The organism is Actinomadura terrae (assembly GCF_022751215.1).
GTDB classification, from domain to species: domain Bacteria; phylum Actinomycetota; class Actinomycetes; order Streptosporangiales; family Streptosporangiaceae; genus Spirillospora; species Spirillospora terrae.
Genome location: NZ_JAICDG010000002.1, coordinates 1,153,546 through 1,176,291 on the forward strand (window position 1 = coordinate 1,153,546; position 22,746 = coordinate 1,176,291).

Here is a 22,746-nt window from a genome sequence, read left to right on the forward strand (position 1 = left end):
AACCGTCAAATTAATCTGACGGTATGACGGAGGAGAAGGACGGGGTGCCCGGCCGCCCCGTCGATCCGGCCACCGGCCTGCGGGCCGTGGTCGCGCTGCGCCGCCTCGCCGAACGTCTCGAAGCCGTCCAGGTGGCCGAAGCCCGCGCGCAGGGCTGGTCGTGGGAGCAGATCGGCGACGCCCTGGGGCTGTCCAAGCAGGCGATCCACACCAAGCACGGGAAGTGAGGCAGCGATGTTCGGCGGTTTCCCCAAGGAGATCCGGGAGCTGGTGGCCGCCGCGGTCGAGGAGGCCAAGGTGCGCGGCGACCGCCGGGCCGGTACCGAGCACCTGCTGCTCGCCGTCCTGCGCGACCCCGGCGCACCGGCCGCCGACGCGCTCGGGGTCGACCTCGACGGCGCGCGCGGTGCCCTGGACCGGATGGACCGGCGCGCGCTGGAGGAGGTCGGCATCCGGCTCGGGGAGCCGCCGCCCCCGCTTCCGCCGTCGGACGAGCGGCTCCCGCTGACGGCCGCCGCGAAGACCGCGCTGGACCGCTGCGTCAAGGAGGCGTTCCGCAGCAGGCAGCCCCAGCTGGAGGCGCGGCACCTGCTGCTGGCCCTGCTCGGCGCGCGGTCCCACGACCCCGTCCTGAACTTGCTCGCCGAGCTCGGCGTCGACCGCGACGCGGTCCGCCAGAAGATCCGCACAGATCTCCCGGCCCACAACTGGCGGGCCCGCGGGGGCACAGGGACATCTGCATGATCGCTTCTAGGTCCGCGACGCCACCGAGGTCCTGGAGCCCGATTCGTACCGCTTGAATCAGCGGCGCGGTAGCAGGGTCCGGGCGGTGAGGGCGCTCGCGCACAGCAGACCGGCGGCGATGAGCAGGCTCGCGCGCATCCCCGGGGCGAAGCCGCCCGCGAGGAACGCGCCGAAGGCGGCGATGCCGAGTGCCCCGCCGGTCTGGCGGCAGGTGTTGAGCAGCGCCGCCGCCGCACCCGCCCGCTCGCCGGGGACGCTGTCGAGCATCAGGGAGGTCAGCGCCGGCATCGCGAGGGCGCCGCCCGCGCCCAGCGGGATCATGAGCGCGGCGGTCGGCCACAGCGGCGTGCCGGCGTCCACCGTGGCCAGCCCGGCGGCGCCGAGCGCGCCGGTCAGCAGGCCCAGCACGATCACCGGCCGCGCCCCGCGGCGCGCGACGAGCCGGGGCGACAGCCAGTTGAGGCAGGCGGTCGCCAGCGCCATCGGCACGAACATCAGCCCGGCCGAGAGCCCCGACTGCCCCCGCTCCTCCTGGAAGAACAGGCTCAGCACGAACACCCCGCCGTAGAAGGCGGCGTTGAGGGTGGAGCCCGCGACGACCGGCACGGTGACGCCGCGCTCCCGGAACATGCCGAGCGGCAGCATCGGCGCCCGCCGCCGCGCCTCGACGGTCCCGAAGGCGATCCCGGCCGCCGCCGCGGTCCCGGCCGCGACCGGCACGGGGCCGGTGAACCCCCGGTGCCCGCCCTCGATCACCGCGTAGGTCAGCGACGCCAGCGCGACCACCGCCGTGAGCTGCCCCGGCAGGTCGAGCGCGGCGGGACGGCGCGGGGAGCGCGCCGTCCCCCGGAGGGCCAGCAGCCCGGCCAGCCCGGCGGGGACGTTGAGCAGGAACACGGCCCGCCACGTCCACTGCGTGGTGAACAGCCCGCCGAGGACGGGCCCCGCCGCGACGGCGACCGCGCCGCCGATCGTCCACAGTGCGATACCGCGCGCCCGCTCGGCCGGATCGGTGAACGTCTGCCGGATCAGCGCCAGCGAGGCGGGCACCATCACCGCCGCCGCGGCGCCCTGCGCCACCCGCGCCGCGACCAGCGTCCCAAGCGTCGGCGCCGCCCCGCAGGCCAGCGAGGCGACGCTGAAGGCGGCGAGGCCCCAGGAGTAGGCGCGCCGCGCGCCGACCGCGTCCGAGACCGTGCCGGCGGACAGCATCAGCGCCGCGACCATCAGCGTGTACCCGTCGGCCACCCACTGGAGCCCGGCCAGCGAGCCGCCGAGGTCGTCCCCGATCGCGGGCAGGGCGATGGTGACGCCGGACACGTCGAGCGTGATCACGAAGAAGCCGAGGACGGCGGCGGCCAGCGTCGCGGTGGGGGAGTCCGGCCGCTCGGGCGCGCCTCGCGCCTTCCGTTGAGGCGCGTTCGCTCCCCGCTCGGCCGTGCTGTCCGGTCCCGGCCGCATCGTGCTCATCGTCGCTCCTCGCCGCGGTCCTCGGCGCACCGGACGCCGCGTCCGGCGAAGACCACGCGAGCCAGCGTGGCCGGTGCCCGCGGCCCCAGGGAGACCGGGCCGTTCCGGGCCCTGACACGGCCTCCCAGGCCGCGCGGCCTGCTGCGACAATCGAGGGATGGCTGACGGGACGGAGCTGGGGCGTTTCCTGCGCGCGCGCCGCGCGGTGATCCGCCCGCACGAGGTCGGGCTGCCCGAGGGGACGGGACTGCGCCGCACCCCCGGGCTGCGCCGCGAGGAGCTGGCGACGCTGGCCGGGGTCAGCGTCGACTACTACACCCGGTTGGAGCGCGGCACTGAGACGCGGCCCTCGCCCGCCGTCGTCGCCGCACTGGGCGAGGCGCTGCGGCTGCCCGCCGACGCGCTGCGCAGGCTGCACGAGCTGGCGGCGCTCGCGGCGGGGCAGCCGCCCGCCCCGCCCCAGGGCCCGGCGCGCCAGGTGCGGGAGTCGGTGCTCACCATGCTGGAGACGCTGCGTCCGATACCGGCGTACGTCGCCAGCCGCGCCAACCATCTGCTGGCCGCCAACCGGCCGGGGCTCCGCCTGTTCCCCGGCCTCACCGACTGGCCGCCGGAGCGGCGCAACCTCACCCGCTACATGTTCCTGCACCCGCGGGCCCGCACGCTGTACCGGGACTGGGAGACGCTCGCCGCGCACAGCGCGGCGCACCTGCGCGCGATCGCGGGCGCTGACCCCGACGAGCCGGAGCTGGTCCGGCTGGTCGGCGAGCTGGTGGTGAAGGACCCCGACTTCGCCCGGCTCTGGGAGCGCTACGACGTCCAGCTCCGCCCCCGGGCGCGGAAGTGCTTCCAGCACCCGGAGGTCGGCGCGATGTGCATGGACGTCGAGGTGATGGCGATCCACGGCACCGACGGCCAGCGCCTGGTCACCTACCAGGCGCGGCCCGGCACCCCCGACCACGACGCGATGCTGCTGCTGGACATGGCGAGCCCCCGCGAGGAGGAACCGGCCGACCGCTGATCGACCCGCTGATAGGGGGACGCCGGGTTGTTTAGGCGGCCGGACGCCGGGCAGCCCTCGTCCCCACAAGCGGCGGTCGGCCGAGACCGCGGCTCGTTCGGTGTGCCGGTCGGAGGCGATCACATGAAGGCGCTCACCTGGCAGGGGAAGCGGGACGTGCGGGTGGCGGACGTCCCGGATCCGGCGATCAAGGAGTCCACCGACGCGATCATCCGCGTGACCAGCAGCGGGATCTGCGGCTCCGATCTGCATCTGTACGAGGTGCTCGGGCCGTTCCTCGGGCCCGGCGACATCCTCGGGCACGAGGCGATGGGGGTGGTGGAGGAGACGGGCGCGGACGTCACCCACATCCGCCCGGGTGACCGTGTGGTCATCCCGTTCAACATCTCCTGCGGGCACTGCTACACGTGCGGCCTCGGCCTGTTCGCCCAGTGCGAGACGACGCAGGTGCGCGAGTATGGCATGGGCGCCGCGCTGTTCGGCTACACGAAGCTGTACGGACAGGTGCCGGGCGGCCAGGCCGAGTACCTTCGGGTGCCGCAGGCGCAGTTCGGCCCGATCAAGGTGCCCGAGGGGCCGCCGGACGAGCGGTTCGTCTACCTGTCGGACGTGCTGCCCACCGCGTGGCAGGCGGTCCAGTGGGCGGACATCCCCGAGGGCGGCACGGTCGCGGTGTTCGGGCTCGGCCCGATCGGGCAGATGTGCGCCCGGATCGCCGCGCACCTGGGCCGCCGCGCGATCGGCGTGGACCTCGTCCCCGAACGGCTGGACATGGCCCGGCGGCACGGCGTCGAGGTGGTCGACTCGGCGCGCACCGACGACGTGCCGGAGGCGATCATGGCCCTGACCGGCGGACGCGGCGCCGACTCGGTCATCGAGGCGGTCGGCATGGAGGCGCACGGCTCGCCCGTGGCCAAGGTCGCGCACACCCTCACCGGCCTGCTGCCGGACCGGGCCGCCGCCCCGCTGATGAGCAGGGTCGGGGTGGACCGGCTGGCGGCGCTGAACCAGTCGATCGGCGCGGTCCGCCGCGGCGGCACGATCTCGGTCATCGGCGTGTACGGCGGCATGACCGACCCGCTGCCGATGCTCCAGATCTTCGACAAGGGCCTCACGCTGCGGATGGGCCAGGCGCACGTCAAGCGCTGGATCGACGACCTCATGCCGCTGGTCACGGGCGACGCCGACCCGCTCGGCGTCCTGGACCTCGCGACGCACCGGCTGCCGCTCGCCGAGGCCCCGCACGCCTACGACATCTTCCAGAAGAAGCAGGACGGCGCCATCAAGGTCCTCCTCAACCCCTGAAGTCCCGGAAAGCAGACCTCCCCCCAGCGCGCGAGGCGCTGGGGGGAGGTCCGGAGGAACGGCGCACCGGGGGTGAACCCGGCTCTGGGACGCCGTTACAGGTGCCGTATGGCGGCCGTCACCGTCACACCTGCTCCCAGAGTGCCGGCACGTTCGCAGGGGTCCAGCCAGGCTGCGCCTGGTGGCCCTGAACGCACCGGTAACTTGCGCCGTTGTAGGTCACGACGTCCCCGGTCTTGTAGACGGTGCCGACGGCCCACGTGCCCGTCGGGTCGGGGTCGCCAGGGCCGGGGCCGTTGTCGCCGCTGGTCTTGAGCGTCACGCCGTAGGCCGACAGGGCCGGGTTCACCGGCTGGAAGTACGTCGTCCCGCCGCGGCTACAGTTGCCGTCGCCGCCGGAGGTCATGCCCTGCGCCTGCGTACCGGAGATGAACGAGCCGCCGGAGTCCCCCGGCTCGGCGCACACGTTCGTCTGGGTCACCCCGTAGACGGTGCCCTCCTGGTAGGTGACGCTGGTGTTGAGCTGCTGGATGTTCCCGCAGTGCCAGCCCGTGGTGGAGCCGGAGCGGCACACCTGCGAGCCCTGCTGCGCGACGGTCGACCCGGTGACGTCGCGGTCCGCGACGGTGCCGTAGCCGTTGACCTTCGCGGTCGGGGTCCAGCTGCTGTTGACCGCGACCCAGGAGTAGTCGTTGCCCGGGAACGTCGATCCCTGGAAGCTGCCCTGCGCGGCCTGGTTGGAGCCGGTGGTCGACGTGCCGGGGCGACCGCAGTGCCCGGCGCTGACGAACCCGGACCGGCCGCTCTGCGTGACCGGGAAGCCGATCGAGCAGCGGCCCTGGCCGTTCATGTAGTAGGCGTCGCCGCCCCGCAGGTCGTACAGCGGGCGCGGCTTGATGGCGGAGCGCTTGATCGCGACGTCGGAGGCGCCGAGACCGGCCGCCTTCACGAACGCGCGCGCCTGGGCGGGAGCGGAGCTGAGCAGCACGACCCGGTTGCTGCTGACGTCCACGTACCAGACCGGGGAGCTGGTCGTCGCGTGGCTCTTGCTGGCACGGTCCAGCTTGGCCTTGACGGCGTCGAGCGAGGCGAGGCTGTGGCCCACGACCTTCGCCGTCGCGCCCTGGGCGGTGATCGTGCGCGCCGCCGCGGGGTCGGTGGTGGCGACGGTCAGCGTCTCACTCGTCCTGCCGCTGACCCAGCTTCCGGCGAAGCTGCCGCCGAGCCGCAGTTGCAGCTTGCCCGCGGTGACACCGGCGTCGTACTGGTTGACCAGCGCCTGCTTGGCCTGGGCGGGGGTGAGGCCGAGGTCGCGCTGCATGGCGTTGAGCACATCGGCCGGAACGTTCGCGGCGGTGGCCCGGGAGTAGGGCGCGGGGTGCGACGGTCCGGCGGGTGCCGCCTCGGCGGTACCGAAGCCGGGGATGCCGACCGCGCACAGCGCGCCTACCGAGAGCACGGCGACGCGTAGTCCGCGTCTGTTGGACATGATCTCTCCTAGGGGTGGGGGGTGCGGTAAACGTAGAAGCATTTCCATTTGGAGAGAAGACCTTTCCGTGACCGGGTTATGGCGAGTTATCGCCGCTGTCGGTAACTCGCCATCCATGCGCTTGCCCGGCCCGCCGCGACGGCGGAAAATGGGCTGACTCGTCGTTAGTCCGGCCCGCCGCGAAGGCGGAAGAATTCCGGCGCGGGTCCGCGTTCGAGAAGAATTTTGCGGCTGCGCGCCTGGTCGTGCGGCCCGTAGCCGCAGGGCTCCTGGCCAGGTTCAGCCGCTTTGAGCTGCCCAGACTTGGCGGCCCCAGGCGGCTGCTGGATAATCGCGTCCATGCTCCCCGTGACCGCCCCCAGCGAGAATCCATTCGTGGCTCTCGGTGTCACCGCTGCGCAACAGACCATTTACACAACGCTGCTGTATCACCCGGGCAGCACGCTCAGCGACCTGACCCGGCTGACCGAGCAGCCGCGCGCCCGGCTGGCCGGGCTCCTGCTGGAGTTGCAGGCGCTCGGCATGGTCGGCGTCGACGGGTCCGCCGAGCCCGCCTACACCCCCTATCCGCCGGACGCCGTCGTCGAGACGCTCATCCGCAAGCGCGAGACGGAGTTCATCCGCGCCCGCATCGAGGCCAAGCGCCTCAGCGGCGACCTGCTGGCCGCCGAGCAGCGCGGCAACCCCGAGAAGCTGGTGGAGATCATCGACGGCCGGGAGGCGGTGGCGCAGCGCTGGGAGCAGGTGCAGCGGGGCGCGTCCCGGCAGGTCAAGACCATCGACAAGCCGCCCTACGCGACCGACCCGACGCGTCCGAACGAGATCGAGCGGGACCGGATCGCCAACGGCATCGAGTACCGCGCCATCTACACCCCCGACGCGCTCGCCATCCCCGAGCGGCTGGAGATCGCCCGCGACGACACCGCCTGCGGCGAGCGCGCCCGCGTCCTGGAGAACCCGCCCGCCAAGCTCGTGATCGTCGACGACGAGCTGGCGCTGATGCCGCTGCGCGGCGACGAGCCGGGGATCACCGCGCTCATCCGTCCCTCCACCCTGCTCGACATCCTGATCAGCGTGTTCAACACCTGCTGGGAGCAGGCGACCCCGCTGCGCTTCGACGACGAGGAGTCGAGCCCGCCGGGCGTCTGGCCCCGGCTGTCGGACGCCGACCGGCACCTGCTCACGCTGCTCGCCGCCGGGCTCAAGGACGAGGCCGTCGCCCGCCACACCGGCATGGGCTCGCGCACCGTCAGCAGGCACGTCGCCCGCCTGCTGCGCACGCTGAACGCCCGCACCCGCTTCCAGGCGGGCGTGCACGCCGCCCGCCGCGGCCTCGTCTGAGTGGCCGAGGGGCGGGCCGCCGCACGGCCGCTGGTGCCCGCGCTGATGTTCGTCGCGCTCGTCGTCGCCGTGGTCGGCAGCCTGGGGGCACCGCTGATCACCGAGGTCGCGGGCGAGTTCGAGGTCTCGCTCGCGGCGGCGCAGTGGACGCTGACCGCGCCGCTGCTGGTCGGCGCGCTTGCGACCCCCGTCCTCGGACGGCTCGGCGCCGGGCCGCACCGCCGCCGGGTCGTCCTCGTCACGCTCGCCGTGGTCGTGGCCGGCAGCGTGCTCACCGTCGTCCCGCCGTCGTTCGGGTGGCTGCTGGCCGGACGCGTCGCCCAGGGCACCGGCCTCGGCCTGACCGCGCTGATGATGGGCGTCGCCCGCGACCACCTGCCCGCCGGACGCTCGGGCCCGGCGATCGCGCTGCTGTCGGTCGCCTCGACCGCCGGGATCGGCATCGGCTACCCGCTCGCCGGGCTGCTCACCGGCGTGGCAGGGCTGCCCGCCGCCTACGGGCTCGGCCTGCTGATCACGGCGGTCGCGCTGGTCGCGGCCTGGCGGACGGTGCCGCAGGCGCCTCCTGGACGGTCCGCCTCCGTGGACGTGCCGGGCGCCGCGCTGCTCGGCGCGGCCCTGCTGGCGCTGCTGCTCGCGATCAGCCAGACCACCCTGTGGACCGACCATCCGGCGGTCCTCGCCGTCCTGCTGGCGGCATCGGCGGTGCTGCTGGCCGCCTGGGTGCGGCGCGAGCGCCGGTGCGACGCCCCGCTGGTCGATCTCGCGCTGCTGCGGCATCCCGCCGTGGCCGGCGCGAACGCGATCATGCTCCTCGGCGGCGTCGGCATGTACCTGCTGCTGACGCTGGTCACCCGCTACGTCCAGACGCCGGGCTCGGCCGGGTACGGCTTCGGCGTGGACGTCTTCGTCGCGGGCCTCGTGCTCGTGCCGTTCTCGGCGCTCGGCTTCGCGGGCGGCAGGCTGGTGCCGGTCGCGCGCGGGCGCCTCGCCGCCACGACGCTGCTCGCCGCCGGAGGCGCCGTCGTCCTCGCGGCGCTGCTGGTGTTCGCCTCCGCCCGCGGCGGGCTGTGGCTGGCGTTCGCCGTGATGGGCCTGCTCGGGCTCGGCGTCGGCGTCTTCTGCGCCGCGATGCCGGCCGCGATCCTCGCCGTCACCCCGGCCGGGGAGACCTCCAGTGCGATGAGCTTCAACCAGGTCGTCCGCAGCGTCGGGTTCTCGGTGGGCAGCGCGCTCGGCGGCCTGGTGCTCGAAGCGCATACCGGCCCCGGCGCCACCTTCCCGGACGAGTCCGGCTACACCGTCGCCGCGCTGGCCGGGGCGGCCGCGATGGCGGTGACGATCCTGATCACCCTCCTGCTGAGACGTCCCGCCGGGGCGCGGGCCGCAACGCCCCCGCCGGGGAGGTGCACAACTTCCTGACCCGGGACGGCACGCCGCCGTCCCGGCTGCGCGAGCTCGGCCGCGCGGAGCTGGCGTCCTACCCGACGGTCCAGGTCCGCACCGCGGCGCTGTGGGGCCGGTCGGCCTTCCACTGCCCCTGCTGCCACGGCTACGAGTGCACCGGCAGGCCGGTCGCGGTGATCGGCGCGACGGGCGCGCGGGTCCGCCTGGCGCTCCAGCTCAGCCGGTTCGCCGCCGACGTCGCGCTCTGCACTGCCGGGGAGCCCCTCGACGCGGCGCCGCACGCGAAGCTCGAATCGAACGGCGTCACCGTCCGCCCCGAAGCGATCACCCGCCTGGTCGGCGCGGACGGCCCGTGGCGGGCGGCCCGTGGTAGGGGGGCGGTGGGCTGGGTAGGCGGGACGAGACGTCTGAACGACGGGCGGGGAAAGGAGAGCCGATCCATGGCATCGACGACTGTCGGCGATTACCTGCTGGCGCGCCTGCGCGAGTGGGGGGTCGAAAAGGTGTTCGGGTACCCGGGCGACGGGATCAACGGGCTGATGGCCGCCTGGGGGCGTGCCGACAACGAGCCGCAGTTCGTCCAGGCGCGGCACGAGGAGATGAGCGCGTTCGAGGCGGTGGGGTACGCCAAGTTCACCGGACGGGTCGGGGTGTGCGCGGCGACGTCGGGCCCGGGGGCCATCCACCTGCTGAACGGGTTGTACGACGCCAAGCTCGACCATGTGCCCGTGGTCGCGATCGTCGGCCAGACCAACCGGACCGCGATGGGCGGCTCCTACCAGCAGGAGGTCGACCTGCTGTCGCTCTACAAGGACGTGGCGGGCGACTACGTCCAGGTGGTCACCGTGCCCGAGCAGCTCCCGAACGTGCTGGACCGCGCGATCCGCGTCGCGATGGCCGAGCGGACGCCGACCGCCCTGATCGTCCACGCCGACGTCCAGGAGCTGGAGTACAGCCCGCCCGCGCACGCGTTCAAGATGGTCCCGTCCAGCCTCGGGGTGGCGCTGCCGTCGGTCGCCGCCGACCCGGACGCGGTCGCGCGCGCCGCCGAGGTCCTCAACGCCGGCGAGAAGGTCGCGATCCTCGCGGGCGCCGGGGCCAGGGGCGCCGCCGCCGAGCTGCGCCAGGTGGCGGACCTGCTTGGCGCGGGCGTCGCGAAGGCGCTGCTCGGCAAGGACGTCCTGTCGGACGCGCTGCCCTACGTCACCGGCTCGATCGGGCTGCTCGGCACCCGGCCCAGCTTCGAGCTGATGAACGGCTGCGACACGCTGCTCACGGTCGGCTCCAGCTTCCCCTACACCCAGTTCATGCCGGAGCTGGACCAGGCGCGCGGGGTGCAGATCGACATCGACCCGAAGCTGATCGGCATGCGCTACCCCTACGAGGTCAACCTCGTCGGCGACGCGGCCTCGACGCTGCGCGCGCTGATCCCGCTGCTGGAGCGCAAGGACGACCGGGGCTGGCGGGAGACCGTCGAGGCGAACGTGCGGCGCTGGCGGCAAACCGTGGCGGAGGAGGCCATGGTCGACGCCGATCCGATCAACCCGATGCGGCTGTTCCACGAGCTGTCCCAGCGGCTGCCGGACGACGCGATCGTCGTCGCCGACTCGGGGTCGGCGGCGAACTGGTACGCCCGCAACCTCAGCTTCGGCGACGGCGTGCGCGGCTCCCTCTCGGGGACGCTGGCCACGATGGGTCCCGGCGTCCCGTACGGGATCGGGGCGAAGTTCGGCCACCCCGGACGGCCCGTGATCGTGTTCGAGGGCGACGGCGCCATGCAGATGAACGGGATGGCCGAGCTGCTCACGATCCGGCACTACTGGCAGCAGTGGGAGGACCCGCGCCTGATCGTCGCCATCCTGCACAACAACGACCTCAACCAGGTCACGTGGGAGATGCGCGCGATGCAGGGCGCGCCGAAGTTCGCCGAGTCGCAGACGCTGCCCGAGTGCGACTACGCCGCGTTCGCGGCGAGCAACGGGCTCAACGCGATCAAGGTGGAGGAGCCCGGGCAGATCGCCTCGGCCTGGGAGGCGGCGCTCGCGGCCGACCGGCCGACCGTGCTGGACGTCCTCGTCGACCCCGACGTCCCGCCGATCCCGCCGCACGCCAGCTTCGAGCAGGCCAAGGACACCGCCCTGGCGATGGCGAAGGGCGACGAGAACCGCCGGGGCGTCGTCCAGAAGGGCCTGAAGGTCAAGATGCGGGAGCTGCTGCCGCACCGCTCCGGCGGAAGCTGACCGTCACGAGCGGCCGGGTCACGAGCGGCCGGGACGCCAGGTCTGGAGGCTGAGCAGCAGGCTGCGCGGCTTGGCGCTGTCGTCGAAACCGCCGTGCGCGCCGTGGTCGCGGTCGGCGTCGAGCGGCTCCCACAGGTTCCCGGCGTCGACCTCGGGCCGCCGGTCGCCGGTCTGCTGCGACTTGTACCCGGTCCGGCCGAGGTAGCGGTCGAGCAGCCCAGGGACGACCTTCTCGGCGAGCAGCGTGGCGATCGTGGAGCCGCCGACCCAGCGTTCCCGGCGCCGCGGGTGCTCGGCGGCGTGGACGACGGCGCGGGCCGCGACCTCGGGCTGGTAGATCGGCGGCACCGGCTGCGGGCGGCGCGGCAGCCGGGAGCGGACCCAGTCGAACTGGGGCGTGTTGAGCGCGGGCAGCTGGACCATCGTGATCTTGACGGCGCTGCGGTCGTGCAGGAGTTCGGCGCGCACCGACTCGGTGAAGCCCTCGACGGCGTGCTTGGCGCCGCAGTACGCCGACTGCAACGGGATGCCGCGGTAGGCGAGCGCCGAGCCGACCTGGACGATCACACCCGCGTCGCGCGACTTCATCCGGGTCAGCGCGGCCCGCGTCCCGTGCGCGGTGCCGAGGTAGGTGACCTCGGTGACGCGCCGGTACTCCTCGGGCGTGATCTCGTCGAACGGCGCGAAGACGCCGGTGAAGGCGTTGTTCACCCACACCCCGATCGGCCCGAGCACGCGCTCGATCCGGTCGGCGGCCGTCTCCGCCTGCGCGGGGTCGGCGACGTCCACGACGATCGGCAGGGCGGAGCCGCCCAGTTCCTCCACCTCGACCGCCGCGGCCTCCAGCCCGGCCGACCCGCGCGCGAGCAGCGCGACCCGCGCCCCGCGCGGCGAAGGCCCGCGCGACCGCGCGGCCGACTCCCGCGCTGGCACCCGTGATGACGACGACTTGATCCTGCACCGGATTCCCTCCCTTTCCTCGTTCTCGATGCCTACTGGTTGAGGCGTGCCGCGCATTCGAGCAGCAGCGCGTGCACGAAGGCCTGCGGAAGGTTCCCGCGCAACTGCCGCTGCTCGACGTCGTACTCCTCGGAGAGCAGCCCGGCGGGCCCGCACGCGGACCGGTTGCGCTCGAACCAGCGCAGCGCGGACGGCACGTCCCCCCGCTGGTGGGTGGCGAGCGCGACGAGGAACCCGCAGAGCAGGAACGCGCCCTCGGCCTCGCCGAGCGGCCGCTCGGCGTGCCGGAACCGGTAGGCGTACCCGTCGTCGGTGAGCTCGGCGACGTAGGCGTCGAGCGTGCGCAGGCTGCGCGGGTCGTCCTCGGGCAGGGCGCCGCGGATCGCGGGCAGCAGCAGCGCGCCGTCCAGCCTCGGGTCGCCGGGCGAGCGCTGCCAGCGCCCGGACGGGTGGAGGGCGCGGGACGCCGTCGCCGCCACGATGGCGTCGGCCCGCCCGGCCTCCCCGACGGCCCGCAGCCCGGCGGCGCAGTTGAGGGCGCTGTGCGTCCACCTGCGGTTCTCCAGTTCCCAGATGCCCGCGTCCCGGTCCCGCCAGCGCTCGTCGACGGCGGCGACCGCCGTGCGCAGGGCGCGGCGCCCGTCGGCGTCGAGCCGGTCGCGCCGGGACGCGGCGCCCAGCAGCAGGAGCGCGTCCCCGAAGGCGTCCAGCTGGAACTGCTCGGTGACGTGGTTGCCCACCCGGTCGTAGCCGCCCGGATAGCCCGGCAGCTTCAGCACGCTCTGCTCGGGCACCGGCCCGCCGGTGCTGGTGTAGGCGGGTTTGAGGCGCGGGCCGTCCTCCAGGAGCCGCGCGGTGACGAACCGCACCGCGTCGTCGAAGAGCCGCTCGGCCCCGGCGGCGTCCGCCGCGAGGCCCGCGAAGCACTGGTCGCGGATCCAGACGTAGCGGTAGTCGTAGTTGCGGCCCGCCTCGCTGCGCTCGGGCAGGCTCGTGGTCGCCGCCGCGACCATGCCCCCGCTCGCGCCGGTCATCCCGCGCATGACGGCGTGGGCGTGCCGCGCGTCCCGGTCGGCGATCGTGCGCGGGCGCGGCACCGCGCGGTGCCAGGCCACTTCGGTGGCGTGCCAGGCGCGGTCGGCGTTCGGCGGTTCCTTGCGCAGAGGCCGGTCGGCGATCTCCAGGATCAGGTCGTGGCGCGTTCCAGCCGGGACGGTCAGGTCGAGTTCCAGGCCCTGCCCCGGTCTGGCCCTGGGCGCGCCCGTCCAGCGGAACCACAGCCCGCCCGCGTGCGCCTTCCACGCGTCGTGGAAGTCCGGACGGAAGGCCCCGAACCCCGGACGCGGGTCGCACACCACATGGACGCGCGCGTCCCCCTCGCGGGCGATGATCTGCCGGAGCAGCACCGCGCGGCCGGGCTCGCCCGGAAACGCCAGCGCCTCGCGGCACTCGATGATCCCGTCGTTGGTCACCCACCGGCTGCGCCAGATCAGCGTGCCCGGCTCGTAGGCGCCGCCCCACACGAACCGCTCCCGGGGCGTGACCGCGTAGATCCCGGGGCCGCCGATCAGGGAGGCGAACACCGCGTCGCCGTCCCAGCGCGGCGCGCACATCCAGCAGAACTCCCCGCGCGGGCCGACGACGGCGCCCCGCTCGCCGTCGGCGATGAGCGCGTACTCCCGCAGCACCTGCGGGGGATAGCGGTCGTCGTTCATGCCACCCGGTACTCCTCCGCGTCCCGCCTGCGGAACTCCAGGCCGATCCCCGGCGCGTCGTCCCGCGGCCGGACGGCACCGCCGGCCGGGACGAGCGCGCCGTCGAACAGCATCGACTCGATGCGGACGTGGTCGTGGAACCACTCGATGTGGCGGGCGTTCGGCACGGCCGCCATCACCGCCGCGTGCAGGTGCGGGGCGCAGTGCGCGGACAGGTCCCGGGCGTGCGCGCGGGCGAACGCGGCGACCCGCAGGAACTCGGTGATCCCGCCGACCCGCGTCACGTCGGCCTGCGGGCAGTCGACGGCGTCGATCAGCCGGACGTAGTAGGGCAGGTCGTAGCCGTACTCCCCGGCCGCGACCTCGCACGACACCGCGTCGCGGACCGCGCGGAGCCCGGCGACGTCGTCGGAGGACACCGGCTCCTCGAACCACCGCAGGTCGGGCGCCGCCTCGGCGACCCGCACGGCCTGCTTGGCGTTGTAGGCGCCGTTGGCGTCGGCGTACAGCTCGGTATCCGGGCCGATGGCGTCGCGGGCGACGCGCAGCCGCTCCAGGTCGCGGCCGGTCAGGGTGCCCCACGCCTCGCCGATCTTGATCTTCACTCGCGGGATGCCGAGGTCGCCCGCCCAGCCGCCGAGCTGGTCGCGCAGCCGCGCGTCGTCGTAGGTCGTGAAGCCGCCCGAGCCGTACACGGGGACCTCCTCGTGGACGGCTCCGAGCAGCCGGTGCAGCGGCAGGCCGAGCCGCCGCGCCTTCAGGTCCCACAGCGCGCAGTCGACCGCCGAGATCGCCATGGCGCAGCCGCCGGGACGTCCGGCGTTGCGGACGGCGCGGCACATCCGCTCGTGCGCCCCCGGCGGGTCGAGCACTCCAGCGTCGCGGACCACCGGCGCGAGCAGGCCGCGTATCAACTCGGTGAGGGCCGCCGGGCCGTACGTCCAGCCGAGGCCGGTCCACCGCTCGCAGGACGCCTCGACGAGCACGAGCGTGGTCGAGTTCCAGGCCAGCGTGCCGTCCGCCTCCGGCCCGTCCGTCGGGATCGTGTACGCGGTGGCGGCGAGGTCGATCACAGCAGCTCCGCGAGCAGTTCGGCGAGGTGCCGGGCGCGCACGCCGGTGCCGTCGGCGATCTGCGTGCGGCAGGAGAACCCGTCCGCCAGCACGGTCGTCCCCGGGTCGGCGTCGCGGACCCGGGGCCACAGCCCCAGCTCGGCGGCCCCGACCGAGACCTCGTAGTGGCCGCGCTCGAAGCCGAAGTTGCCCGCCAGGCCGCAGCAGCCCACGTCGAGGACCTCGGCCTGGACGCCCGCGCGGCGCAGCACCTCCGTGTCGGCGTCGAACCCCCAGATCGCGTGCTGGTGGCAGTGCGGCTGGGCGATGGCGGCGCGTCCGGTGCCGGGCGGCGGCGCGGTGATCGCCTCCGGTGCCCGGTCCAGCAGGAACTCCGACAGTGAGTGGGTCCGCTTCGCCACGAGTTGGACGTCGGAGTCGTCCGACAGCAGCTCGGGGGCGTCGGAGCGGAACACCGCCGCGCAGCTCGGTTCGAGCGCGACCACCGGCGTCCCGGCGCGCTTGATCGCCCGGTCGAGCAGCGGCGCGTGGGCCAGCGCGTTCACCGGGCCCGGCGCGAGCGCCGCCAGCCGCGCCCACACGGGGAGCCAGCCCATCGAGTAGTGCGCGGGCGGGCGGATCCGGCGGCGGTAGTGGTGGGAGAGGAACTCCGCCTTGTAGGTCGCCATGTCCACGTTGACCGGGCAGTCGCCGCGGCATCCCTTGCAGGCCAGGCACAGGTCGAGGGCCTCGTGGACGTCCTTGGACCGCCAGCCGTCCTGGACGGTGGAGTCCGCCCCGCCGTCGGCCATGCCGCGCATCATCTCCAGCAGCAGCCGTGCCCGCCCGCGCGTGGTGTGCTTCTCCTCGTGGGTCACGCGGTAGCTCGGGCACATCACGCCGCCGGACGATGACCGGCACCGCCCGATCCCGACGCAGCGCGCCGCCGCGTGCGTGAAGCGGTTGTGGTCGGCGGGGAAGTGGAAGTGCGTGTGCGGCTCGTCCGGGTGGTAGCCGCGCCGGTCGAGGTTCTCGTCCAGCCGGTACACGCCCGGGTTCTCTGACAGCGGCCCGGCCTGCACGGGCGCGGCGACCTTCCCCGGATTCATCCGGTCGCCCGGATCGAAGATCCGCTTGCACCGGCCGAACAGCGCGACGACCTCCTCGCCGAACATGATCGGCAGCAGCTCGGCGCGCGACTGGCCGTCGCCGTGCTCGCCCGACAGCGACCCGCCGTAGGAGGCGACGAGGCGCGCGGCGCGGTCGGCGAACCGGCGGTAGGTCTGGACGCCGTCGGAGTCCTCCAGGTCGAACGGGATCCGGGTGTGGACGCAGCCCTGCCCGAAATGCCCGTACAGCGCGACCGGGTCGTAGCCGAACCCGGCGATCAGCGCGCGGAAGTCGCGCAGGTAGTCGCCGAGCCGCTCGGGCGGCACCGCCGCGTCCTCCCAACCTTCGTGGGTGTCCACGCCGCCCGGCGGGTACGCGGTCGCGCCGAGGCCCGCCTCGCGGACCTTCCACAGCCGCTCCTCCTCGTCCGGGTCGTCGAGGTAGGCGACCCGCGGATCGTACTCGGAGCGGTGGACGCCCTCCAGCAGCGCCTCGGCCCGCTCGTCGGCCTGCTCGCGGGTGTCGCCGCCGAACCGGACCATGAGCCACCCCGCGCCGTCGGGCACGTCGCGCAGCGTGCTCTCCTTCGACACGTGCTCGGTGCGGGCCAGGTCGATGAGCGTCTGGTCGATTCCTTCGAGCGCGAGCGGCTGGTGCCGCGCCACCTCCGGGACGGCGTCGCCCGCGTCGGCGATGTCGTCGAAGCCGAGCACGACCAGCGACTGGAACGGCGGCACCGGGAACACCGTGATCTCGGCCTGGAGCACGGTGACCAGCGTCGACTCGCTGCCGACGAGCGCGCGGGCGAGGTCGAAGCCGTTCTCGGGCAGCAGCGAGTCCAGGTTGTAGCCGGAGATCCGGCGCGGGATGTCGGGGTAGCGGGTGCGGATGAGGGCGAGGTTCGCGTCGACCAGCTCGCGCAGCTCCCGGTAGATCTCCGCGCGGCGCCCGCCTTCGGCGATGATCCGCTCGTACTCCGCCGCGTCCGTGGGGCCGACCCACATTCGGGTGCCGTCGTAGGTCAGCACCTCCAGGCGCACGACGGAGTCGGCCATCTTGCCGTACGCCTGCGCGGACGCGCCGCAGGAGTTGTTGCCGACCATCCCGCCGATCGTGCACGCGTCGTGCGTGGACGGCTTCGGCCCCACCATCAGCTCGTGCGCGGCGAGTTCGGCGTTCAGGTCGTCCAGGCAGGCCCCGGGCTCGACGACCGCGCGGCGGCGGTCGGCGTCCAGCGAGACCAGCCGGTCGCAGTACCTGGACCAGTCGATCACGACGGCGGCGTTGCAGCACTGCCCGGCGAGGCTCGTCCCGCCGCCCCGGGACAGCACGGGCACGTCGTGCTCGCGGCAGACCGCGACCGCCTCGACGGCGGCGTCGACATCGCGGGGGACGACCACGCCGATCGGCGGCTGCCGGTAGCTGGACGCGTCGTGCGCGTAGATCGCCCGTGACCCGGCGTCGAAGCGCACCTCGCCGTCGACCCTGGCCGTGAGATCGCGTTCCAGCGTGGCGAACATACGTCGGCAACTACCCGGGCCGCCGATTCTAACCTCGCACCCGCCGCCGGCAGGGCCTACGCGCAGGTCAGTGCGGGGGTTGCGGGCTTGACCCGGCGATGACCGAAAGGGGGTGGGCCGTTTAGGCGATCTCAAGTGGGTAGACGTTGCGGCATGTCCACTTTGGACATATTTCTCCGATCACAGGAGGGGATGACATGACTGGGCCGATCGCCCAGCAGGCACCGAACACCGCCCAGAGCGGCAGGTCCGGCAGCGGGCTCGTCGACGTCGTCGACCTGATCCTGGAGAAGGGGCTGGTCATCGACCTGTACGCGCGGGTGTCGCTGGTGGGGATCGAGATCCTCACGGTGGACGTGCGGATCGTCGTCGCCAGCGTCGACACCTACCTCCGGTTCGCCGAGGCCGTGAACCGGCTCGACATCGCCCACGACGGCACCTCGCAGGGGCTGCCGCAGTTCGTCGAAGGCCTGGAGGAGGGGGGCGCGAAGAAGAAGACGCGCGGTGCCCTCCAGGGCGCTTCGGAGAAGCTGAAGGAGACCTTCGGCGGCGGCGACTCCGACGATTCCGACTCCGAGAAGGAATCGGAGCCCGCGCGGCGCCGCTCCCGCAAGAAGGAGGACGACGACTCATGACGACCCCGCAGTACGTGTACGGGGTGACCCGCAAGGGGAGGGCGCTCCCCGACGGCGTGACCGGGCTGGACGGCAAGCCGGTGACGCTGGTGGCGGACGGCGAGTGCGCCGCGCTCGTCTCCGACCTGCCGGCCGGCCGGGCGCTCGGCGAGCGCGCCGACCTGGAGGCGCACCAGCGGGTGCTGAACGCGCTGGTCGAGGCGGGCACCGTCGTGGTGCCGCTGCGGTTCGGGGCGGCGATGGCCGGGCCCGAGGCCGTGCGGGACGAACTGCTCGCCGCGAACTCCGACCGGTTCGCCCCCATGCTGGACCGCCTGGAGGGCCGGGTCGAGCTGCGGCTGCGCGGCACCTACGTCCAGGAGACCGTGCTCCGCGAGATCATGACGGCCGACCCGGAGATCGCCGAGCTGTCGAAGCGGCTGCGCGAGGTGCCCGCCGACGCGGCCGACGCCGTCTACTACGACCGGATCCGGCTCGGCGAGCTGATCGCGGGCGCGATGGAGCGGCTCCGCGAGAACGACGCCCAGGCGCTGCTGGAGGGCGCCGCCCCGCTGGCCGAGGCCGTCCTGCCGAGGCCGCCCGCCCGCGAGGAGGACGTCGTGGACGCCTCCTTCCTCGTCCGCACCGAGCGGCGCGCCGAGTTCGACGCGGCCGTCGAGGAACTGGGCCGCGCGCACGCCGACCGCGTCCGGCTCCGGCTCGTGGGGCCGCTGCCGCCCTACGACTTCGTCCCGGAGGCGTGAGCGATGGGGCTGTTCACCGGACTGCTGACGCTGCCGCTCGCGCCCGTGCGCGGCGTGACCTGGCTGGCCGAGACGCTGGTCACGCAGGCGGAGGAGCGGCTCTACGACCCGGGGCGTATCAACGCCGAGCTGCAAGGGCTCGCCGACCGGGTCGCCGACGGCGAGCTGACCGAGGAGGAGGCCGCCGCGCTGGAGGACGAGCTGTTCGAGCGGCTGATCGAGGGCCGCCGCCGCGCCGGGGCCCTGGGCGGGGCGGGTGGATAGCCCATGCCGATGGACGCGTCCAAGGCCGCCGCGCGCGCGGTCGAGCACGTCACCGCCATGACCGGCCGCAGCGCCGAGTCCGTCGTCGGGATGGAGCGCACGGACGGGGACGGCTGGCGGGTCACGGTCGAGGTCGTGGAGACCCGCCGCATCCCCGACTCCGCCGACATCCTGGCGGTCTACGAAACCGAGGTGGACGCGGACGGCGAACTCGTCGCCTACCGCCGCGTCCGCCGCTACCCGCGCGGCCGGGTCGAAAGGGAGTGAACGGGGTTGAGTGAGATGTCCTGGACCGGTGCGCGGTCGCCGCTCGCCGGGGGGAGCCCGCCGGGCGGCGGGTCGGCGAACCTGGCCGACCTGCTGGAGCGCATCCTCGACAAGGGGATCGTGATCGTCGGGGACGTCCGGGTGAACCTGCTCGACATCGAGCTTCTGACGATCAAGCTGCGGCTGCTGGTGGCCTCGGTCGACCGCGCCAAGGAGATGGGCATCGACTGGTGGGAGCACGACCCGTCGCTGTCGTCCAGGGCCCGGCGGGAAGACGGCGTCGAGGGCGGCCGCGACCGGGAGCTGGAAGAGGAGAACCGGCGGCTGCGCGAGCGGCTCGCCGCGCTGGAGGCCGGTGCCTCGGAAGCCGGTGTCTCGGAAGCCGGTGAGGGCGCCGAGCCGCGGAGGGGGAGCGGATCATGACCGAGGCGCAGGTGTCCGGCGGCACGGCCGTCTACCTGTACGGGGTGGCGCGCGACCTGGACCCGGCCGCGCTGCCCGTCGCCGGGGTGGCGGGCGCGCCCGTACGGGGCGTGCTCGCCGCCGGGCTGACCGCGCTGGTCAGCACCGTCCGGCTGGAGGAGTACGGCGAGGCGGCGCTGCGCGCGAACATGGAGAACATGGCCTGGCTGGAGGCGACCGCCCGCACCCACCACGAGGTCGTGGACCGGGCCGCGCGGGCGGCGCCGACCGCCCCGGTCCGCATCGCGACGATCTACAGCGACGACGACCGGGTGGCCGAGGTCCTGACGGCCGAGGGCGACCGCTTCGGCGAGATCCTGGACCGCGTCGCCGGGCGGACGGAATGGGGCGTCAAGGCCTACGCGGTTCCCGCTCCGGTTTCGGACGGCGGGGACGCCCCGTCCGCCGATACCGGTTCGGGTACCGCCTACCTGCGCGGCCGCCAGCGCGAGCAGCGCCGCCGCGCCGACGCGGGACGCCGGCTCGCCGAACTGGCGGGCGAGCTGCACGCCGAGCTCGCCGGGCGCGCGGTGGCGTCCCGGCACCACCCGGCGCAGGACGCGCGGCTGTCCGGACGCGCCGACGTCCAGGTCCTCAACGCCGCGTACCTGCTGGACGACGACCGGGTGGAGGAGTTCCGCGCGGCTGTGCGGGCGGCGGGGGAGCGGGTGCCCGACCTCGACGTGGAGGTGACGGGCCCGTGGCCGCCCTACTCCTTCATCGAAGGGGACCGGTGACCACCAGCCTCGACACCGGCCTCGACACCGGCCGCGGCGCCCCGATGGAGCGGATCGCGCTGGTCGACCTGCTGGACCGGCTGCTGGCCGGCGGCGTCGTCATCGCGGGCGACCTGGTGATCTCCGTCTCCGGCGTCGACCTGGTGCGGGTGTCGCTGCGCGCGCTGATCACGACCGTCCTGGACGAGACGTCCGACGAGTGGCTGTCCGGAGGAGGAGGAGAGGCATCGTGACCCGTCCGAGCGAACCGGCTTGGAAGCTGCGCACCGACCCCGAGTCCGTCGAGCGGGACCTCGTGAAGCTGGTGCTGACGCTGGTGGAGCTGATCCGGCAGCTGATGGAGCGGCAGGCGCTGCGCCGCGTCGACGGCGGCGACCTGTCCGACGAGCAGGTCGAGGAGCTGGGGCTGGCGCTGATGCGGCTGAACCACGCGATGACCACGCTCAAGGACCACTTCGGCCTGGACGACCACGACCTCAACCTCGACCTGGGCCCCCTCGGCCCGCTCCTCCCGCCCGACTGAGCGTCACCCCCAGGGGAGCTGGAGGAGGGCGAGGGCGCCGACCCCGGCGACCAGCCAGGCGACGTAGTCGCCGACGTGCCCGGAGTGGGCCGCGCGGAGCCGGTCCAGCGCGCCGTGCACCGGCGCTGGCGGACGGAGGTCGCGCGTGCCCAGCCAGCCGACCGCCACGGCCAGCGCCGCCGCTCACCGTCCACAGCTCCAGCGGGTGCCCGTGCGGCGGGGCGTGATGGCCGTGGAGCACGGTGGCGCCGTAGCCGTCGGTGAACGCCTCGACGGCCGCGGTCATGGCCCGGCCGGGCAGCAGGACGAGCGCCGCCGTCCCGGCGGTGAGCAGGAGGCCGGGGGCGAGCATCGTCCAGGGCAGGTCGATCAGCCGGGGCGTCGTCTCCGGATCCTCGTGGGCCTCCGACTGATGTTGCGCCGGACGTCCCACACCGTGGAAGACGTGCAGCCACACGCGCAGCACGGCCCCGCCGGTCAGCGCGGACACGAGGACCCCCAGCGGGGCCACCCACCACCAGCCGGTGGCCTGCGCGGCGTGCTCGGTGACGGCCTTCCCCGTCCAGGTCCCGAGCGGCGGCAGCCCGGCCAGGCCGAGCCCGGCCAGCAGGAACACCCAGCCGGTGACGCGCAGCGGCCGCCCCCGGCCGTGCAGCTCGTCCTCGTCCACGGTCTCGAACCGGTTGAGCAGTGCCCCGGCCCCGAGGAACAGCGCGGCCTTCACGCCCGCGTGCCCGGCGACGTAGTACGCGACCCCCGCCAGCGAGTCCTCGTCGAGCGGGGCCAGGCCGAGGATGAGCAGCCCGACATGACTGATCGTCGAGTACGCCAGCAGCCGTTTGATGTGCCGCTGCGACACGCACAGCACCGACCCGAGCAGCGCGGTCACCGTCCCGGCGACGACGAGGGTCCGGACGACGGCCGGGTCGGCGATCGCCTCGTGGAACGTCGCCCAGTACAGCCGCGCGACCCCGTACACGCCGAGTTCGACCATCACCCCGGAGAACAGCACGCACACCGGAGTGGGCGCGACGGCGTGCGCGTCCGCCAGCCAGAAGTGGAACGGCACCACGGCCGCCTTGACCAGGAACCCGGTGGACACCAGCACGAACCCGGCCACCACCACCGGACGCGGCGCGCCGCCCAGCTTCTCGCCGAGCGCGGCGAACCCCAGCTCGCCGGTCTGCGCGTACAGGACGCCGATGCCGGTCAGCGAGACGTACGCGCCGAGGGAGTTGACGACGCCGAAGTTCAGCGCGCCGTGCACGGTCCTCGGCTCCTCGGCCAGGTAGCCGGTGAGCGCGTAGGCCACCACGCTCATCAGCTCGAAGAACACGAACGCGTCGAACAGGTCGCCGGTCAGCGTGAACGCGCACATCGCCCCGGCGAACAGCAGCAGCAGCGCGTGGAAGACCGCCTGCACCTCGGCGAAGTACCGCCAGGTGAACACCATCGCGGCCAGCGTCAGCAGGACGACCAGCAGCGCCAGCCCGGCCGACAGCGGGTCCGCGACGAGCGGGATGCCGTTCCCGGCCGTCCCGCCCCCGGGACGCCAGCCGCCGAGCCACTCCACGACCGTGCCGTCGAGCGAGTCGTGCAGCACCAGGCCGAGCAGGGCCGCGGTCGCCAGCGCCGCGAGGAGGGCCAGGGAGTCCACGATCTGGCGCGGCAGCCACCGCCCGCCCGCCGCCAGGACCGCCGCCGTCACCACCGGGACCGCGAAGGCCGCCTGAAGGATCAC

General features: G+C 73.9%; 22 protein-coding genes. 15 read left to right on the forward strand and 7 right to left on the reverse strand.

Features of this window, described 5'->3' with window-relative positions; all coding sequences use genetic code 11:
* Nucleotides 1-23: 23 nt before the first annotated feature.
* Together K2F47_RS15105 and K2F47_RS15110 are read left to right on the forward strand one after the other, a co-directional pair.
* Complete coding sequence (locus K2F47_RS15105; RefSeq protein WP_242903551.1) at nucleotides 24-227, forward strand: hypothetical protein; 204 nt, start codon at nucleotides 24-26, stop codon at nucleotides 225-227.
* A gap of 7 nt (nucleotides 228-234) precedes the next feature.
* Complete coding sequence (locus tag K2F47_RS15110; protein ID WP_242903553.1) at nucleotides 235-744, forward strand: Clp protease N-terminal domain-containing protein; 510 nt, start codon at nucleotides 235-237, stop codon at nucleotides 742-744.
* A gap of 57 nt (nucleotides 745-801) precedes the next feature.
* Here the strand turns inward: K2F47_RS15110 and K2F47_RS15115 are convergent, their stop codons facing one another.
* On the reverse strand, nucleotides 802-2,214 hold the full coding sequence (locus K2F47_RS15115; RefSeq protein WP_242903554.1) for an MFS transporter: 1,413 nt from the start codon (nucleotides 2,212-2,214) through the stop codon (nucleotides 802-804).
* Nucleotides 2,215-2,371: 157 nt separating this feature from the next.
* Here K2F47_RS15115 and K2F47_RS15120 point away from each other — a divergent pair, with 157 nt between their 5' ends.
* Nucleotides 2,372-3,235, forward strand: a complete 864-nt coding sequence (locus tag K2F47_RS15120) for a helix-turn-helix domain-containing protein (protein ID WP_242903556.1) — start codon at nucleotides 2,372-2,374, stop codon at nucleotides 3,233-3,235.
* Between the two features lie 123 nt (nucleotides 3,236-3,358).
* On the forward strand, nucleotides 3,359-4,540 hold the full coding sequence (locus K2F47_RS15125; RefSeq protein WP_242903558.1) for a zinc-dependent alcohol dehydrogenase: 1,182 nt from the start codon (nucleotides 3,359-3,361) through the stop codon (nucleotides 4,538-4,540).
* A 124-nt stretch (nucleotides 4,541-4,664) separates the two neighbouring features.
* On the opposite strand, the gene K2F47_RS15130 is transcribed toward K2F47_RS15125, so the two are convergent.
* Nucleotides 4,665-6,029, reverse strand: a complete 1,365-nt coding sequence (locus K2F47_RS15130) for a carbohydrate-binding protein (RefSeq protein ID WP_242903560.1) — start codon at nucleotides 6,027-6,029, stop codon at nucleotides 4,665-4,667.
* Between the two features lie 375 nt (nucleotides 6,030-6,404).
* Here K2F47_RS15130 and K2F47_RS41390 point away from each other — a divergent pair, with 375 nt between their 5' ends.
* The 3 genes from K2F47_RS41390 (at nucleotide 6,405) to K2F47_RS15145 (ending at nucleotide 11,017) form a co-directional block, all read left to right on the forward strand.
* Nucleotides 6,405-7,370 (forward strand): helix-turn-helix transcriptional regulator, encoded by a 966-nt coding sequence (locus K2F47_RS41390; RefSeq protein WP_242903562.1) that lies wholly within the window; start codon nucleotides 6,405-6,407, stop codon nucleotides 7,368-7,370.
* Nucleotides 7,371-8,792 carry an MFS transporter gene (locus tag K2F47_RS15140; protein ID WP_242903564.1) on the forward strand — a complete coding sequence of 474 codons (1,422 nt, stop codon included), beginning with the start codon at nucleotides 7,371-7,373 and terminating at the stop codon, nucleotides 8,790-8,792.
* Between the two features lie 425 nt (nucleotides 8,793-9,217).
* Entirely contained in the window at nucleotides 9,218-11,017 is a 1,800-nt protein-coding gene (locus K2F47_RS15145) for a thiamine pyrophosphate-requiring protein (RefSeq protein ID WP_242905974.1), read from the forward strand.
* Nucleotides 11,018-11,035: 18 nt separating this feature from the next.
* Here the strand turns inward: K2F47_RS15145 and K2F47_RS15150 are convergent, their stop codons facing one another.
* Genes K2F47_RS15150 through K2F47_RS15165 form a run of 4 tightly spaced genes read right to left on the reverse strand, consistent with a single transcriptional unit; the run spans nucleotide 11,036 to nucleotide 17,374 of the window.
* Nucleotides 11,036-11,950, reverse strand: a complete 915-nt coding sequence (locus K2F47_RS15150; RefSeq protein WP_242903565.1) for an SDR family oxidoreductase — start codon at nucleotides 11,948-11,950, stop codon at nucleotides 11,036-11,038.
* Between the two features lie 59 nt (nucleotides 11,951-12,009).
* Complete coding sequence (locus K2F47_RS15155; RefSeq protein WP_242903567.1) at nucleotides 12,010-13,692, reverse strand: glycoside hydrolase family 15 protein; 1,683 nt, start codon at nucleotides 13,690-13,692, stop codon at nucleotides 12,010-12,012.
* Nucleotides 13,689-14,765: an enolase C-terminal domain-like protein gene (locus tag K2F47_RS15160; RefSeq protein WP_242903569.1), complete on the reverse strand. Its 1,077-nt coding sequence runs from the start codon at nucleotides 14,763-14,765 to the stop codon at nucleotides 13,689-13,691. The genes K2F47_RS15155 and K2F47_RS15160 overlap by 4 nt, the downstream gene beginning before the upstream one ends.
* Nucleotides 14,762-17,374, reverse strand: coding sequence for an FAD-binding and (Fe-S)-binding domain-containing protein (locus tag K2F47_RS15165; protein ID WP_242903570.1), 2,613 nt, complete (start codon nucleotides 17,372-17,374; stop codon nucleotides 14,762-14,764). Before K2F47_RS15165 ends, K2F47_RS15160 begins: the two co-directional genes overlap by 4 nt.
* A gap of 197 nt (nucleotides 17,375-17,571) precedes the next feature.
* Between K2F47_RS15165 and gvpJ the strand changes: the two genes are divergently transcribed.
* The 8 genes from gvpJ to K2F47_RS15205 are packed head-to-tail and all read left to right on the forward strand — an operon-like array spanning nucleotide 17,572 to nucleotide 21,005.
* Nucleotides 17,572-18,009, forward strand: coding sequence for a gas vesicle protein GvpJ (gene gvpJ, locus K2F47_RS15170; protein ID WP_242903572.1), 438 nt, complete (start codon nucleotides 17,572-17,574; stop codon nucleotides 18,007-18,009).
* Nucleotides 18,006-18,752: a GvpL/GvpF family gas vesicle protein gene (locus tag K2F47_RS15175; protein WP_242903574.1), complete on the forward strand. Its 747-nt coding sequence runs from the start codon at nucleotides 18,006-18,008 to the stop codon at nucleotides 18,750-18,752. Before gvpJ ends, K2F47_RS15175 begins: the two co-directional genes overlap by 4 nt.
* Nucleotides 18,753-18,755: 3 nt before the next feature.
* Nucleotides 18,756-19,016 carry a gas vesicle protein GvpG gene (locus K2F47_RS15180; RefSeq protein WP_242903575.1) on the forward strand — a complete coding sequence of 87 codons (261 nt, stop codon included), beginning with the start codon at nucleotides 18,756-18,758 and terminating at the stop codon, nucleotides 19,014-19,016.
* 3 nt (nucleotides 19,017-19,019) lie between these two features.
* On the forward strand, nucleotides 19,020-19,283 hold the full coding sequence (gvpO, locus tag K2F47_RS15185) for a gas vesicle protein GvpO (protein ID WP_242903577.1): 264 nt from the start codon (nucleotides 19,020-19,022) through the stop codon (nucleotides 19,281-19,283).
* Nucleotides 19,284-19,289: 6 nt separating this feature from the next.
* A complete protein-coding gene (locus K2F47_RS15190; RefSeq protein ID WP_443611972.1) occupies nucleotides 19,290-19,706 on the forward strand; it encodes a gas vesicle protein in 417 nt (138 codons plus the stop codon).
* Nucleotides 19,703-20,482 carry a GvpL/GvpF family gas vesicle protein gene (locus K2F47_RS15195; protein ID WP_242903580.1) on the forward strand — a complete coding sequence of 260 codons (780 nt, stop codon included), beginning with the start codon at nucleotides 19,703-19,705 and terminating at the stop codon, nucleotides 20,480-20,482. Before K2F47_RS15190 ends, K2F47_RS15195 begins: the two co-directional genes overlap by 4 nt.
* On the forward strand, nucleotides 20,479-20,715 hold the full coding sequence (locus tag K2F47_RS15200; RefSeq protein ID WP_242903581.1) for a gas vesicle protein: 237 nt from the start codon (nucleotides 20,479-20,481) through the stop codon (nucleotides 20,713-20,715). Before K2F47_RS15195 ends, K2F47_RS15200 begins: the two co-directional genes overlap by 4 nt.
* Complete coding sequence (locus K2F47_RS15205) at nucleotides 20,712-21,005, forward strand: gas vesicle protein K (RefSeq protein ID WP_242903583.1); 294 nt, start codon at nucleotides 20,712-20,714, stop codon at nucleotides 21,003-21,005. Before K2F47_RS15200 ends, K2F47_RS15205 begins: the two co-directional genes overlap by 4 nt.
* Here the strand turns inward: K2F47_RS15205 and K2F47_RS15210 are convergent.
* Complete coding sequence (locus K2F47_RS15210; protein WP_242903584.1) at nucleotides 20,959-22,746, reverse strand: complex I subunit 5 family protein; 1,788 nt, start codon at nucleotides 22,744-22,746, stop codon at nucleotides 20,959-20,961. The two genes, K2F47_RS15205 and K2F47_RS15210, sit on opposite strands and share 47 nt — an antisense overlap.

What these genes read in the sequence shown, in the direction of transcription:
- K2F47_RS15165 (WP_242903570.1), bottom strand. Translation starts at nt 17,374, where the DNA reads ATGTTCGCCACGCTGGAACGCGATCTCACGGCCAGGGTCGACGGCGAG.
- gvpJ (WP_242903572.1), top strand. Translation starts at nt 17,572, where the DNA reads ATGACTGGGCCGATCGCCCAGCAGGCACCGAACACCGCCCAGAGCGGC.
- gvpO (WP_242903577.1), top strand. Translation starts at nt 19,020, where the DNA reads ATGCCGATGGACGCGTCCAAGGCCGCCGCGCGCGCGGTCGAGCACGTC.
- K2F47_RS15155 (WP_242903567.1), bottom strand. Translation starts at nt 13,692, where the DNA reads ATGAACGACGACCGCTATCCCCCGCAGGTGCTGCGGGAGTACGCGCTC.
- K2F47_RS15175 (WP_242903574.1), top strand. Translation starts at nt 18,006, where the DNA reads ATGACGACCCCGCAGTACGTGTACGGGGTGACCCGCAAGGGGAGGGCG.
- K2F47_RS15125 (WP_242903558.1), top strand. Translation starts at nt 3,359, where the DNA reads ATGAAGGCGCTCACCTGGCAGGGGAAGCGGGACGTGCGGGTGGCGGAC.
- K2F47_RS15130 (WP_242903560.1), bottom strand. Translation starts at nt 6,029, where the DNA reads ATGTCCAACAGACGCGGACTACGCGTCGCCGTGCTCTCGGTAGGCGCG.
- K2F47_RS15195 (WP_242903580.1), top strand. Translation starts at nt 19,703, where the DNA reads ATGACCGAGGCGCAGGTGTCCGGCGGCACGGCCGTCTACCTGTACGGG.
- K2F47_RS15105 (WP_242903551.1), top strand. Translation starts at nt 24, where the DNA reads ATGACGGAGGAGAAGGACGGGGTGCCCGGCCGCCCCGTCGATCCGGCC.
- K2F47_RS15180 (WP_242903575.1), top strand. Translation starts at nt 18,756, where the DNA reads ATGGGGCTGTTCACCGGACTGCTGACGCTGCCGCTCGCGCCCGTGCGC.
- K2F47_RS15115 (WP_242903554.1), bottom strand. Translation starts at nt 2,214, where the DNA reads ATGAGCACGATGCGGCCGGGACCGGACAGCACGGCCGAGCGGGGAGCG.
- K2F47_RS15110 (WP_242903553.1), top strand. Translation starts at nt 235, where the DNA reads ATGTTCGGCGGTTTCCCCAAGGAGATCCGGGAGCTGGTGGCCGCCGCG.
- K2F47_RS15145 (WP_242905974.1), top strand. Translation starts at nt 9,218, where the DNA reads ATGGCATCGACGACTGTCGGCGATTACCTGCTGGCGCGCCTGCGCGAG.
- K2F47_RS15120 (WP_242903556.1), top strand. Translation starts at nt 2,372, where the DNA reads ATGGCTGACGGGACGGAGCTGGGGCGTTTCCTGCGCGCGCGCCGCGCG.